The sequence below is a fragment of the Luteibacter anthropi genome (assembly GCF_011759365.1).
Taxonomy (GTDB): Bacteria; Pseudomonadota; Gammaproteobacteria; order Xanthomonadales; family Rhodanobacteraceae; genus Luteibacter; species Luteibacter anthropi.
In genome coordinates this window covers 65,343-78,554 of record NZ_JAARLZ010000009.1, presented here as the reverse complement: position 1 = coordinate 78,554, position 13,212 = coordinate 65,343, and the positions used below count along the sequence as shown (strand labels likewise).

General features: G+C 65.6%; 9 protein-coding genes. 4 read left to right on the top strand and 5 right to left on the bottom strand.

The window, feature by feature from the left end; translation table 11 throughout:
- Positions 1-48: 48 nt before the first annotated feature.
- The 4 genes from HBF25_RS16175 to HBF25_RS16160 all read right to left on the bottom strand — a co-directional run bounded on the left by HBF25_RS16175 (position 49) and on the right by HBF25_RS16160 (position 3,163).
- Positions 49-813 (bottom strand): N-acetylmuramoyl-L-alanine amidase, encoded by a 765-nt coding sequence (locus tag HBF25_RS16175; protein ID WP_166950208.1) that lies wholly within the window; start codon positions 811-813, stop codon positions 49-51.
- 11 nt (positions 814-824) lie between these two features.
- Complete coding sequence (locus HBF25_RS16170) at positions 825-1,265, bottom strand: hypothetical protein (RefSeq protein WP_166950206.1); 441 nt, start codon at positions 1,263-1,265, stop codon at positions 825-827.
- 90 nt (positions 1,266-1,355) lie between these two features.
- Complete coding sequence (gene zapE / locus HBF25_RS16165) at positions 1,356-2,471, bottom strand: cell division protein ZapE (protein ID WP_166950204.1); 1,116 nt, start codon at positions 2,469-2,471, stop codon at positions 1,356-1,358.
- Positions 2,468-3,163 carry an alpha/beta hydrolase gene (locus HBF25_RS16160; protein ID WP_166950202.1) on the bottom strand — a complete coding sequence of 232 codons (696 nt, stop codon included), beginning with the start codon at positions 3,161-3,163 and terminating at the stop codon, positions 2,468-2,470. Before HBF25_RS16160 ends, zapE begins: the two co-directional genes overlap by 4 nt.
- A 48-nt stretch (positions 3,164-3,211) precedes the next feature.
- Here HBF25_RS16160 and HBF25_RS16155 point away from each other — a divergent pair, with 48 nt between their 5' ends.
- On the top strand, positions 3,212-3,802 hold the full coding sequence (locus HBF25_RS16155; protein ID WP_166950200.1) for an acyl carrier protein phosphodiesterase: 591 nt from the start codon (positions 3,212-3,214) through the stop codon (positions 3,800-3,802).
- Between the two features lie 228 nt (positions 3,803-4,030).
- Here HBF25_RS16155 and HBF25_RS16150 read toward each other — a convergent pair whose 3' ends face one another.
- Entirely contained in the window at positions 4,031-4,528 is a 498-nt protein-coding gene (locus HBF25_RS16150) for a c-type cytochrome (RefSeq protein ID WP_166950387.1), read from the bottom strand.
- Between the two features lie 371 nt (positions 4,529-4,899).
- Between HBF25_RS16150 and HBF25_RS16145 the strand changes: the two genes are divergently transcribed.
- The 3 genes from HBF25_RS16145 (at position 4,900) to HBF25_RS16135 (ending at position 12,740) form a co-directional block, all read left to right on the top strand.
- Positions 4,900-6,168, top strand: coding sequence for an efflux RND transporter periplasmic adaptor subunit (locus HBF25_RS16145; RefSeq protein ID WP_166950198.1), 1,269 nt, complete (start codon positions 4,900-4,902; stop codon positions 6,166-6,168).
- A gap of 72 nt (positions 6,169-6,240) precedes the next feature.
- On the top strand, positions 6,241-9,480 hold the full coding sequence (locus HBF25_RS16140) for an efflux RND transporter permease subunit (protein WP_166950196.1): 3,240 nt from the start codon (positions 6,241-6,243) through the stop codon (positions 9,478-9,480).
- Between the two features lie 131 nt (positions 9,481-9,611).
- Positions 9,612-12,740, top strand: a complete 3,129-nt coding sequence (locus tag HBF25_RS16135) for an efflux RND transporter permease subunit (protein ID WP_166950194.1) — start codon at positions 9,612-9,614, stop codon at positions 12,738-12,740.
- The last annotated feature ends 472 nt before the right edge of the window (positions 12,741-13,212 follow it).

Genomic DNA, 13,212 nt, shown 5'->3' with positions numbered 1-13,212 from the left:
GAAATGGTTGATGGTTTTCGCGAAAACCGGTCGCGCGCAGGCGCGCTCCTACAGGGGAGCCATCAGTTTTCGTTGGAGGGCGTAGAGGATGGAGGCGTCCTGTTCGTCCAGCGTGTCGCTTTCCATCGCCCGGTAGTGGCGATGGAAAGCGACGATGGCGGCGCGCGGGTTGGACACGTCGTAACCCACCAGCCGCATCGCCGCGAGGCTGTCGAAGCCCGGCGGGGCAGGGATCAGCGGCTGGTCGGGCCAGAGCCCGAAGCCATAGCGCGCCAGCGTCGCCCACGGAAAGCGCACGCTCGGATCGGTCTTGCGTCCGGGTGCGATGTCGCCATGCCCGATGACCGCCTGCTTCGGAATGCCCAGCCGCGTGGTGAGATCGTTGAGCAGGCTGATGAGTGCCTGGATCTGCGGCTGGGTGAAGGGCGCCACGCCGTCGTTGTCCAGCTCGATGCCGATGGACGACGAATTGAGGTCGGTCTGGTCGCCCCATCGTGCCGCGCCGGCATGCCAGGCGCGATCGGCGTCGTCCACCAGCTGGTCGATATGGCCATTGGCTTCGACCAGGTAGTGCGCACTCACCGGGCCGCCGCTGTTGCGGCTCTTCAGCACCTTGAGTGCCTCCGCGGCATTCACCGTGGAGGTGTGGTGCAGCACGATGAACTGCGCCTTGCGTGCATTGAAGTTCGGCGACGGTGACCACTGGGCCAGGGCACTGCGCTGGGGTGGCTTGAGGGGCGCGCTGGCGCAGCCCGCCAGGACGAGCAGCAGCGTGGCGACGATGCCGAAGCGAAATGCGCGCAGGAGTGTCATGACCTGTCGACTCACTCGACCTTGAAGTCGCTGCTGGCGATGACCCATTCGATCTCGTCGCCGATGTCGCCGGCGTCTTCCCTCGATGCGACCACCACCTGGAGGTCGACGCAGTCGCGTCCCTCGGACAGCCACTGGGTTTTCTCCAGTTCCATGCCGGTCTTTTTCAGCGCGGCATTCAGCAGATTGACGTCGGTGTTCTTCAGCTCGATGCCTTCATGCACGAGATGGCCGCCGCGCACTTCGATGTCGCAGAGCTTGTCGTCGAGGAAGCGCAGCAGAAGCCAGTCATCGCCATGGCTGTCGGCGTATTCGTCTTCGTCGTCCCACATGCTGTCGCCGGCGCTCTTGTAGCCCAGCGCATCGCGCAGTGCCTTGCGCCGCATGCCGAAGAAGATATCGGTGTCGCCCCGGCGGATGCCGCGGCCGGGAATCAGTTCGCAATGTTCCATGGCGTACCTCGTGGGATGGCGCGGGATACCCGCCCGGCAAGCATGATGGAAACCGGGGGTGGACGACCAGCCATCCCCTTGCCATGTCCTTCAGGGTTTGTGGTCACGACCGAGGTAGTCCTCGCTCTGCATTTCGATCAGGCGTGACTCGGTACGGCCAAACTCGGCGCGTACCTTGCTGCCGTCGTACAGCTCCGTGATGGGCGCGGCGGCCGACAGCACGAGCTTGACGTGACGGTCGTAGAACTCGTCCACCAGCAACACGAAGCGCTTGGCCTCGTTCTCGCTGTACACGGTGAACTGCGGCACGTTGGAGATGATGACTGCCGGGAAGGCCCTGGCCAGTTCGATGTAGTCGGTGACCGCGCGCGGGCCCTCGCACAACGCGGCGAAGTCGAACCACACGATGTTCTCCGCGCGCTTGCGCACGGGGATATCGCGCGCATTGACGTGCAGGCTGCCACCTTCGGTCACATCGCCCTGCGCCTGTCCGCTGAAGATCTTCGCCAGCGAGCGCTCGGACTCCTGGCCCGGCGGCACGAGGTAGACCGACGCCTGGCTGAGCGCACGCAGGCGCCAGTCGCGCGGCGACACCATCTCGTGCACCACGCAATGCTGCTCGATGGCGGCGATGGCCGGCAGGAAGCGGGCACGCTGGAGGCCATCCTTGTAGAGGTTCTGCGGCGGCGTGTTCGAGGTGGTGACCAGCGTGACGCCACGCTGGAACAGTCCGTCGAGCAGGGCCGAGAGGATCATGGCGTCGCCGATATCGGTGACCAGGAACTCGTCGAGGCAGAGCACGCGGCATTTCGCGGCGAGCCGCGCAGCCACTTCATCGAGCGGGTTCTGGCGTTCGCCCAGCTCGCGCAGCGTGGCGTGGATCTCCTGCATGAAGCGGTGGTAATGCCGGCGCAGTGCGAGGCCCGGCGACAGGCTGGATACGAAGAGATCCATCAGGAAGGTCTTGCCGCGACCGACGCTGCCCCACAGGTAGAGGCCTTGCACGGCCTTGCGCTGTTCGTTGCCGAGCATGCTGCGCAGGCGGCCGAACAGGCCGCTGCCACTCGTGGGCTCTGCGGTGCACAGCGCGGCATGCATGCGATCGAACTCGGCGATGACGCCGAGCTGGGCGGGGTCGGACTCCCAGCGGTGGCCCGCGATGCCGTCGCGGTAACGCTCGCCCGGCGTGGATTCGCTACAGGTCATGCGTGTTCCGGAGCAGGCGGCCAGTGCAGCACGGCGTGCTTGATGACGCCGCGCAGGTCCATGAGGCGGCGATGGAAGAAGTGGCTGGTTTCTTCCATTTTCACCAGGTTGGGCTTGTGGCCCTCGGGCAGGGCGGCAACCCAGTCGTACACCGCCTGCGGTTCGACGATTTCGTCCGCATCGCCCATCACCACCAGCCAGGGGCAGGAGGGCAGCGCGATGGGCGAGAAGTCCCAGCCGCGACCGGCGGCGGGCGGCGCGATGCTGATGAGGGCATCGGCCTTCAGCGCCACGGCATTGCGCAGGCTCACATAGCTGCCGAAGGAGAAGCCGGCGAGCCAGAGCTTCGCACCGGGCCGCGCCTTGCGCGCCCAGGCCACGACGGCGGCAAGGTCGTCGCTTTCGCCATTGCCATGGTCGAAGGCCCCTTCGGAGCGGCCGACGCAGCGGAAATTGAAGATGACGGTATCGAGGCCGGACTCGCGCAGCGAGCGCTCGATCATGGTCACCACCTTGTTGTGCATGCTGCCGCCGTCGGTGGACAACGGATGGCAGATGACGGCGACGGCGTTGCGTCGGCCTTCGGTGGCGGCTCTGGCTTCGCATTCGAGCTTGCCCGCGGGGCCGGCGAGCGCGAAGCTCAGGGTTTCGGCCGGAAAGTGTTCCGGCGCATCAGGTAGTAGATCGCTCATGCCCACCATGATAACCGCTGCCCCGGGACCCCGCGCCGGGCGCGCACCATGAACGTGCTCGCCCACGCCCTGCTGGCGGGTGATGACGCGGCCCTGCGCCTGGGCGGCATCCTCGGCGACTTCACCCATGGCACGCCCGATGAGGCATTGCCGGCGCGCGTGCGCGATGGGATTTACCTGCATCGGGCCATCGATGGCTTTACCGACTCTCATGATGAGGTACGTGCGGCGCGCGAGCGCCTGCCTGCGGGGTTTCGTCGCTACGGCGGCATCCTGCTCGACATGTGGTTCGATCACTGCCTGGCGAGGGATTTCGCACGCTGGAGCGACGAGCCGCTGGCGGCATTCTCCGACCGCTACCGTGCCGAGCTGCATGCGGCCATGCCCCTGCTGCCGGAGCGGCTGAAGCGGTTCCTTATATATATGGATACCCATGACCTGCCGGCGGGCTATGCACGGCTGGAGCGGGTGGAGCATGCGCTGGCCGGGCTGTCGTCGCGCCTGTCCCGCGCCAACCCGGTGGCCGACGCCATGCCGGTACTACTGGCCGACGAAGAGGCCCTGCGCGGCACCTTCGAGCGCTTCTTCCCCGACCTGCGCGCCTTCGCCGCCCACTGGATCGCCACCCACCCCTTGTAGGAGCGCGCCTTGCGCGCGACCGGCACGGAGCGAGGCATCCAGACCCTTGCAGGAGCGCGCCTTGCGCGCGACCGGGATCGCGATATCCACCCTGACACGCCTCGCCCTGTGCCGGTCGCGCGCAAGGCGCGCTCCTACAGGGGGCGACCGGGCACGAAAAAGGCCGCGATCGCTCGCGGCCTTCCGGCGTTTTTCGGCAAGGCAACCTTCCTGCAATGTTGCCGTGCGTTACTTCGCCTGGTCGATCATCCACTTGACCGTGTTGCCGACCTGTTCGTCGGTGAGGGCCGGATTGCCACCCTTCGCGGGCATGTGGTTGCCGTCGGGGCCCGTATAGCCCTCGATGGCGTGCTTGACGAGGACAGCGGCACCTTCGGCGATACGTGAGCCCCAGGCGCCCTTGTCACCGAGCTTCGGCGCACCGGCCACGCCCGCCGTATGGCAGCTGTGGCAGAGGTTGTCGTAGATGGTCTTGCCGTCGGTGCTGCCACCGTAGGCCACCTGCGAGGCAGCGGCCTTGGCCGCGGCTTCCTGGGCGGCCTGCATGGCGGCACGGCCGGTATCGCCCGCGTAGACACCGCCCACGGGAGCGATACGGGCCTCGGTGCGCTTGGCAACGGCCGGGTCCTGCTCCTTGGGGATGTGGCTGTAGATGGTGTATGCGAGCACCATCAAGGCAATGGCCAGCACGCTGAGGCCGGCGGTCAGCCAGGAAAACTGGCGCATGAAGTTCTGGTCGGACTTGCTTGGAGAACCGCTCACGCATTCACTCCACTGGGTTTGGGTGTGCCGTCCCCCTCCCCGGGGACCGGCGTGCCTGCAAGCCGCGATGCGGCGATCGAACCTTCCCGAGTATAGCGGAACCTCGGCGTACGTCAGCGGTCTGGGAACGGGCGCTGAATCAGACGGGGAGAAGCCCGGGGAAACATGTCGTCAGTCATGGTGTACCCCTGTCAACCGGCATTGTTCAATCCCGTTCCCCTACACCTATATTGGCGCCGTGGAATCCTGACGTATTACGGGTATAAACCCATGGCGCACGGCGCGCCCCGGTCCTCACCGCCGCGTTCGACCGGTTATTCATCTGGGAGTGTTTCATGTCGCGTTTCTGGAAAATCGCGCTGGCCGTCATCGTGGTAGTGGTGATCGCAGGCATCGTCGTCGTTCCCCGCCTGCACGGCGGCAAGGGGCATGGCGAGGCTGCGGCCGATGCACAAGGCAAGGCCAATGGCGAAGGGCAGGGCAAGGATCAGCCACCCGTACCGGTCACCGTCGTTCCGGCGGTGAGCCAGGACGTACCGGTTTATCTCACCGCGCTGGGCACGGTGCAGGCACGTAATACGGTCACCGTGAAGCCGCAGGTGGGCGGTCAGCTGATGAAGCTGAACTTCAAGGAAGGCCAGGAAGTGAAGAAGGGCGATGTCATCGCCGAGATCGATCCGCGCACCATCCAGTCGCAGTACGACCAGTCGGTGGCCAAGCTCAAGCAGGACCAGGCCTCCGCGGCCACGGCGAAGAACAACCTCGACCGTTCGCAGAACCTGGTCAGCAAGGGCGGCCAGCAGTACGTGTCGAAGCAGGACCTCGACAACCTGAAGAACACGCTCGACCAGGCCAACGCCACCGTCGTGGCGGATCAGGCCGCGATCCGCGCCTCGCAGGTGCAGCTGGGTTTCACCAAGGTGATCGCACCCATCGACGGCCTCGCCGGCATCCGCGCCGTGGACGTGGGCAACATCGTCGCCACCACCGATTCCATCGTCACGCTGACCGAGCTGCATCCGATCTACGTGATGTTCTTCCTGCCTGAGAAAAATCTCGACATGGTGCGGTCCGCTTCCTCGGACGGTAACGAGTCGGTGTCGTCGCTCGAAGTGCAGGCGCTCGATCGTGTGGATGCGCATGTGATGGCCACCGGTCACCTCGATGTGCTCGACAACACCATCGACACCACCACGGGCACCTTCCGCCTTCGCTCGCTGTTCGACAACGAGAAGACCCAGCTGTGGCCGGGCCAGTTCGTCAACGTGCAGCTGCGCGTACGCACGGTGAAGGGCGGTCTCGTGGTGCCGGCACAGGCCGTGCAGCGTGGTCCCGATGGCGACTACGTATACCTCGTGCAGGGCGACAACACGGTCAAGATGCAGACCGTGGAAACCGCCACCGAGGTCGGCGACAGCCACGTCATGATCAGCAAGGGCCTGAAACTGGGCGACAAGGTGGTCACGGAAGGCCAGTTCCGCCTGAAGCCGGGTTCCAAGGTGCAGCCGCTGGCGCCGGGCCAGGTGCCGGCCGCGCCCACGGCGGAGGAACTGCAGAAGGCGAAGGACGGCCAGAAGCGCCAGGGCGGACGCCGCGGCGGCTGATAGCGCGCGGCGCGCCCGGCACGGGTGCGCCGCCCACGGGTCTCACGGGACCCGCCACACCAGGACCAGAACGTGGGCTTTTCGACACTCTTCATTCGCCGACCTATCGCAACTTCGCTGCTCATGGTGGCGGTGCTGCTGCTGGGCATCCTCGGTTACCGCCAGCTGCCGGTCTCGGCGCTGCCGGAAATCGACGCGCCAAGCCTCGTTGTCACCACCCAGTATCCCGGTGCCAGCGCCACCACGATGGCCGCGCTGGTCACCACGCCGCTGGAACGCAACTTCGGCCAGATCTCCGGCCTCAGCATGATGAGCTCCGACTCGTCGGCGGGCCTGTCGACGATCGTGCTGCAGTTCAACATGGACCGCGACATCGACATCGCGGCGCAGGACGTGCAGGCGGCGATCAACCAGGCGCGCGGCACCCTGCCGAACAACCTGCCGTATCCGCCGGTGTACAACCGCGTGAACCCGGCCGACGCGCCCATCATGACGCTGATGCTCACCTCGGACAGCCTGCCGCTGCGTGACGTCAACAACTACGCCGACTCGATCCTCGCGCAGAAGCTGTCGCAGGTGCAGGGCGTGGGCCTGGTGTCCATCGCCGGCAACGTGCGTCCAGCCGTGCGTATCCAGATCAACCCCGCGCAGCTGGCAAACCTCGGCCTCACCATGGAGGACGTGCGCAGCGCGCTCACCCAGGCCAACGTCAACGCGCCCAAGGGCACGCTGAACGGCAAGACCCAGTCGTATTCGATCGGCACCAACGACCAGCTGGCCGATGCCGCCGACTACAAGGGCACCATCATCAGCTACAAGAACGGCGCGCCGGTGCGTCTGTCCGACGTGGCCAACGTGGTCGACGGCGTGGAGAACGACCAGCTCGCCGCCTGGGCCAACGGCAAGCCCGCCGTGCTGCTCGATATCCGCCGCCAGCCCGGCGCGAACATCGTGCAGACGGTGAAGCAGATCCGCGCCACCATTCCCGACCTGCAGAAGGTGCTGCCGGCCGACGTGCACCTGAAGGTGTTCGCCGACCGCACCATCACCATCCGCGCGTCGGTGGAGGACGTGCAGTTCACGCTGATCCTTACGGTCTGCCTCGTCGTGGCGGTGATCTTCGTCTTCCTGCGTCGCCTGTGGGCCACCGTGATTCCGTCGGTGGCGGTGCCGCTGTCGCTGATGGGCACCTTCGGTGTCATGGCCTTCGCGGGCATGTCGCTCGATAACCTCTCGCTGATGGCGCTGGCGGTGGCCACCGGCTTCGTGGTGGACGACGCGATCGTGATGATCGAGAACATCGTCCGCTACATCGAGCAGGGTTACGACGGCAAGACGGCCGCCGAGATCGGCGCGAAGGAAATCGGCTTCACGGTGCTCTCGCTCACCGTCTCGCTGATCGCGGTGTTCCTGCCGCTGCTGCTGATGCCGGGCGTTACCGGTCGCCTGTTCCACGAATTCGCCTGGGTGCTGACGATCGCGGTGGCGATCTCGATGCTGGTCTCGCTGACCCTCACCCCGATGATGTGCGCCTACCTGCTGAAGGCCGACCAGCTGCCGGAAGCCGAAGACGCCCACGAGCACGCCATTGCGGCGGGCAAGCACACCACGTGGTCGCGCATCGTCGAAGGCTACGGCAGCAGTCTCGACTGGGTACTGGACCATCGCCCGCTCACCATGCTGGTGGCGGCCCTGACCGTGGCGCTCACCGTGGTGCTTTACATCGTGATCCCCAAGGGCCTGCTGCCCGAGCAGGACACGGGTCTCATCACGGCGGTGGTCCAGGCCGACCAGAACGTCGCCTTCCCGCAGATGGAACAACGCACCAAGGCCGTGGCCGATGCGCTGGCGAAAGACCCTGACGTGGCCGGCGTGGCTGCCTTCATCGGCGCCGGTTCGGTGAACCCCACGCTCAACCAGGGCCAGATCTCGCTGGTGCTGAAGGATCGCAGCGACCGCGACGGCCTCGACAAGGTGCTGCCGCGTTTGCAGAAGGCCGTGTCGAACATTGCCGGCGTGGCCCTGTACCTGAAGCCGGTGCAGGACGTGACCCTCGACAGCCAGGTGTCCGCCACGGAATACCAGTACTCGCTCTCCGACGTGAACTCGACGGAGGTGGCGGGCTTTGCGCAGCAGATGACCTCCGCGATGCGCAAGCGCAAGGAACTGGCCGACGTTGACAACAATCTCGCCGACCAGGGCACCGCGCTCAAGCTCACCATCGACCGCGATACGGCCAGCCGTCTCGGCGTACCGGTGCAGACCATCGACGACACGCTGTACGACGCCTTCGGCCAGCGCCAGATCTCCACGATCTTCACCCAGCTCAACCAGTACCGCGTGGTGCTTGAGGTGTCGCCGGAGTTCCGTTCCAGCGCCGACCTGCTCAACAAGCTCACCGTGCGCGGCAACGGCAACGGCGCGCTCACCGGTTCCAATGCCACCAGCTTCGGCCAGCTGGCATCGAGCAACTCGGCCACGCCGTCGGGTATCGGCAACACGGGCAACGTAGGCTTCCAGGTAGGCGGTGGCGGCACCATTCCCATCGCGTCGCTGGCCAGCGCCAAGGTCACCACGGCGCCGCTGGTGGTGAGCCATCTCCAGCAGCTTCCCGCCGTGACGATCTCGTTCAACCTGGCGCCGGGCTACTCGCTGTCCGAGGCCGTGACCGCCATCCACGAAGTGGAGAAGGACCTCAACTTCCCGCCGCAGGTGCGTGGCCAGTTCATCGGCAAGGCCGCCGAGTTCTCCACGTCGGTGGGTGACGAAGTGCTCCTGCTGCTGGCCGCGATCATCGTGATCTATATCGTGCTGGGCGTGCTCTACGAGAGCTACATCCATCCGCTGACGATCATCTCCACGCTGCCGCCGGCTGGTGTGGGCGCGCTGCTGGCCCTGCTGATGTGCGGCATGACGCTGTCGGTGGACGGCATCGTGGGTATCGTGCTGCTGATCGGTATCGTGAAGAAGAACGCGATCATGATGATCGACTTCGCCATCGAGGCGAAGCGCACCGGCATGAACGCCACCGATGCCATCCGCCGCGCCTGCCTGCTGCGTTTCCGCCCCATCATGATGACCACGGCGGCCGCCTTGCTCGGCGCACTGCCGCTGGCACTCGGCAACGGCATCGGCTCGGAGCTGCGCAAGCCGCTGGGCGTATCCATCGTGGGCGGCCTGCTGCTCTCGCAGCTGGTCACCTTGTACACCACGCCCGTCATCTATCTGTACATGGAGCGGTTCTCCGACTGGCTGGCAGAACGCAAGCGCCGACGAGCGCTGGCGCACGCCGAGCCGCGGACGGCGAGCTGATGGCGCAAGGCGCCGAGACCAGACTCCTGACCTTCTCGCCGGGTGCGCAAGCACCCGGCGAAACCTTTTTGCGACTGGTGCGTTCGTAGGAACGTGATGCGTACCCACCCGTTCCCCACCCAGCGTCCCCGATGAATATTTCCGGCCCCTTCATCCGCCGCCCGATCGGCACGTCCCTGCTTGCCATCGGCATCTTTGTCGTGGGGCTTATCTGTTATTCGCTGCTTGGCGTGGCCGCGTTGCCGGGCATCCAGTTTCCCGCCATCTTCGTGCAGGCCCAGCAGTCGGGCGCGGATGCCAGCACGATGGCGTCCACGGTGGCTGCGCCGCTGGAACGACACCTGGGCCAGGTGCCGGGCGTGGAGTCGATGCGTTCCAACAGCTCGGAAGGTTCCACCTTCGTGTTGCTGTTCTTCCAGAACGGCGTGAACATCGATTCGGCGGCACGCGACGTGCAGTCGGCCATCAACTCCGCACAGCCGGACCTGCCGACGGGCCTGCTCAATGCGCCGTCGTACACCAAGGCCAACCCGAACGATGACCCCATCATCGTGCTCGCGCTCACCTCGGACACGATGGCGCGCACGGATCTTTATAACGTCGCCGATTCCATCCTCGCGCAGCGGCTTCGCCAGCAGGAGGGCATTGCCACTGTGGATATCGCCGGCAGCGCCACGCCGGCCATTCGCGTGGACGTGAACCTGCGCGCGCTGAACGCCATGGGCCTGTCGCCGGACCAGCTGCGCAACGCGCTCACCGCCGCCAACGTCACCTCGCCGCAGGGCTTCCTCACCGACGGCAACACCAATATCGCCGTCACGGCGAATGATTCGCTGTACACGGCCGACCAGTTCGCGAAACTGGTCATCGCCAACAAGAACGGCGTGCCGGTGCGGCTGTCGGACGTGGCCAAGGTCTACGACGGCCAGCAGGACGCCTACCAGGCCGCCTGGTTCAACGGCCGCCCTGGCATCCTGATGTATGTGTACCGCAAGTCGGACGCGAACGTCATCGACACGGTGGACCGCGTCAAGGCGCTCATGCCCACCATGCAGAGCTGGCTGCCCGAAGGCGCGCGCCTGCATTCCTTCTTCGACGGCACGCCCACCATCCGCGCTTCGTTGCACGAAGTGCAGGCCACGCTCTTCATCAGCCTGGCGATGGTCATCATGACCATGGCACTGTTCCTGCGGCGCCTCGCACCCACCGTGATCGCCGGCCTTGCCGTGCCATTGTCCCTGGCCGGTGCCTTCGTGGTGATGTACGCGTTCGGGTACACGCTGAACAACCTCACCCTGCTGGCGCTGGTGATTGCGATCGGCTTCGTGGTGGACGATGCCATCGTGGTCATCGAGAACGTGATCCGTCACATGGACGAAGGCATCCCTCGCTTCGAGGCGGCTTTGCTTGGTGCGCGCGAAATCGGCTTCACCATCGTCTCCATCACCGGTTCGCTGGTGGCCGTGTTCATTCCGTTGCTGCTGGCGCCCGGCATCATCGGCATGTTCTTCAAGGAATTCACCGTCACGCTGATTGCGGCCATCACCGTATCGGCCGTCGTCTCGCTGACGCTCACGCCATCGCTGTGCGGCCATTTCCTCACCTCGCACAAGAACGACGAACCGGAATCGAAGCTGGGCCGCACACTGGAGCGCATGCACGAGCGCATGGTGAAGGCCTATGCCACGGCGCTCGACTGGACCTTGCGCCATGCCCTGCTCATGGCGCTGACGCCGCTGGGCCTCATCGTCATCACCTTCTTCCTGTTCGGCATGGTGAAGGGCAGCTTCTTCCCGCCGCAGGACACGGGCCTGATCGCCGCGCGCGCCACGGCCAGCTCCACGGTGTCGTTCGGCGAGATGATGAGCCGCCAGGCACGCCTCACCGACATGCTGCTGGCCGATCCTGACGTGAAAGCCGTCGGCTCGCGCCTGGGCACCAGTCGTACCGGTTCCACCGGTAATTTCAACATCGAACTGAAGACGATGGCGGAGGGGCGCACGGATACCACGTTCGATGCGCTGGCGCGTCTGTCGGCCAAGGCCAACCAGTATCCAGACCTCAACCTGCGTCTGCGCCCCATCCAGGACCTGCCGACCGGTGGCGGCGGTGGTTCGTCGCAGGGTGGTCAGTACTCCGTGTCGCTCAAGGGCAATGATATCGGCGAACTGCAGGTGTGGCTGCCGAAGCTCGTCGATGCACTGAAGAAGAGCAAGGTGCTGAAGGATGTCGGCAGCGACATCGATGCAGCCGGCCTGCGTCAGAACATCGTGATCGACCGCGACACGGCCGCGCGTCTCGGGGTAGGCATCGGCGATATCGACGGCGCGCTGTACAACGCGTTCGGCCAGCGTGCGGTGTCCACCATCTACTCGGACATCAACCAATATCGCGTCATCGTCAACTCGTTGCCGCAGATGGCGGCGACGCCCGAAGCGCTGAATCAGCTCTACGTGAAGTCGAGCACCTCCGGCGCGATGGTGCCTATGTCGGCACTGGCGCGGCAGATTCCGGGTCTCGCACCCGTGCAGATCGTGCACGAAGACCAGTACACGACGATGGACGTGAGCTTCAACCTCGCACCGAATGCCAGCATGGGCGAGGCGATGGTGGTCATCCAGAAAACCATCGACGGCCTGCGCATGCCAGGTGATATCCGCCTGGAAGCCGGCGGCGATTTCCGCCGCTTCCAGCAGTCGCAGAGCGACATGCCGCTGCTGATCCTCGCCGCCATCGTCACCGTATACCTGCTGATGGGCATGCTCTACGAGAGCCTGATCCACCCGGTGACGATTCTCTCGACACTGCCGGCAGCGGGTGTCGGCGCACTGGCGGCCCTCGTCATCACCGATACCGAGCTATCGGTCGTGGCGATGATCGCACTGGTGCTCCTGATCGGCATCGTGAAGAAAAACGCCATCATGATGATCGACTTCGCCCTGGTAGCGCAGCGCGAACATCACCTGCCGCCGAAGGAAGCCATCCGCGAAGCCTGTCTGGTCCGTTTCCGCCCGATCATGATGACGACCATGGTCGCCATCCTTGCCGCGCTGCCCCTCGCCATCGGCCTGGGCGAAGGCTCCGAACTGCGTCGCCCGCTGGGCATCGCGATGATCGGTGGCCTGCTCATCTCCCAGAGCCTCACGCTCCTCTCCACCCCGGCCCTGTACGTGATCTTCGCGTGCCTCTCCGACCGCTGGAAGGCCCGCAAGGCCCGCCGCCAGGAACGCAAAGCCCTCCGCACCCGACCCCTGTTGTAGGAGCGTGCTTGCGCGCGACCGTTTGATACGCTGCGTCACCGATGAAAGCTGCCTCCCTACCGAAGGGGGGGCGATCACATCGGCGATGTTGCGCTCCGTAGTAAAGCAGCCCTTGTTGTGCATCGCTCCGTAGCAAGGGCTCGCCTTACGGCCTCGCACTCGGCGCCTGTGGCGTGGCCGCTCAGAGGCGACGGGGGCGGCCCTTGGCGCTCCGGCCTGCGGTGTCCCTCGGGAAAGGAGGAGCCGCTGCGCGGCTCAGTGTCTTATGGCTTGCGCCCCTTCGGGCCCGGGGAGCGGGCGGGTTTTTCGACTCGGCTCCTGCCTCGGCGAAAAAGGCCGGCCTTCCTGGCCGGCCCCCTTCGGGCCTTTTCCGCCCGCTCCCCTCACCTCCATCAAGTCGCGCCAAGGGCCGCCCCCGCCGCCTCTCCCCATCTCAAGGTCGTCGTGTGGGAAAACCTTTGGGCTACCGCAC

Excerpts from the sequence above, each read along its gene's own strand:
- HBF25_RS16175 (WP_166950208.1), bottom strand. The coding sequence starts at position 813 with ATGACACTCCTGCGCGCATTTCGCTTCGGCATCGTCGCCACGCTGCTG.
- HBF25_RS16170 (WP_166950206.1), bottom strand. The coding sequence starts at position 1,265 with ATGGAACATTGCGAACTGATTCCCGGCCGCGGCATCCGCCGGGGCGAC.
- zapE (WP_166950204.1), bottom strand. The coding sequence starts at position 2,471 with ATGACCTGTAGCGAATCCACGCCGGGCGAGCGTTACCGCGACGGCATC.
- HBF25_RS16160 (WP_166950202.1), bottom strand. The coding sequence starts at position 3,163 with ATGAGCGATCTACTACCTGATGCGCCGGAACACTTTCCGGCCGAAACC.
- HBF25_RS16155 (WP_166950200.1), top strand. The coding sequence starts at position 3,212 with ATGAACGTGCTCGCCCACGCCCTGCTGGCGGGTGATGACGCGGCCCTG.
- HBF25_RS16150 (WP_166950387.1), bottom strand. The coding sequence starts at position 4,528 with ATGCGCCAGTTTTCCTGGCTGACCGCCGGCCTCAGCGTGCTGGCCATT.
- HBF25_RS16145 (WP_166950198.1), top strand. The coding sequence starts at position 4,900 with ATGTCGCGTTTCTGGAAAATCGCGCTGGCCGTCATCGTGGTAGTGGTG.
- HBF25_RS16135 (WP_166950194.1), top strand. The coding sequence starts at position 9,612 with ATGAATATTTCCGGCCCCTTCATCCGCCGCCCGATCGGCACGTCCCTG.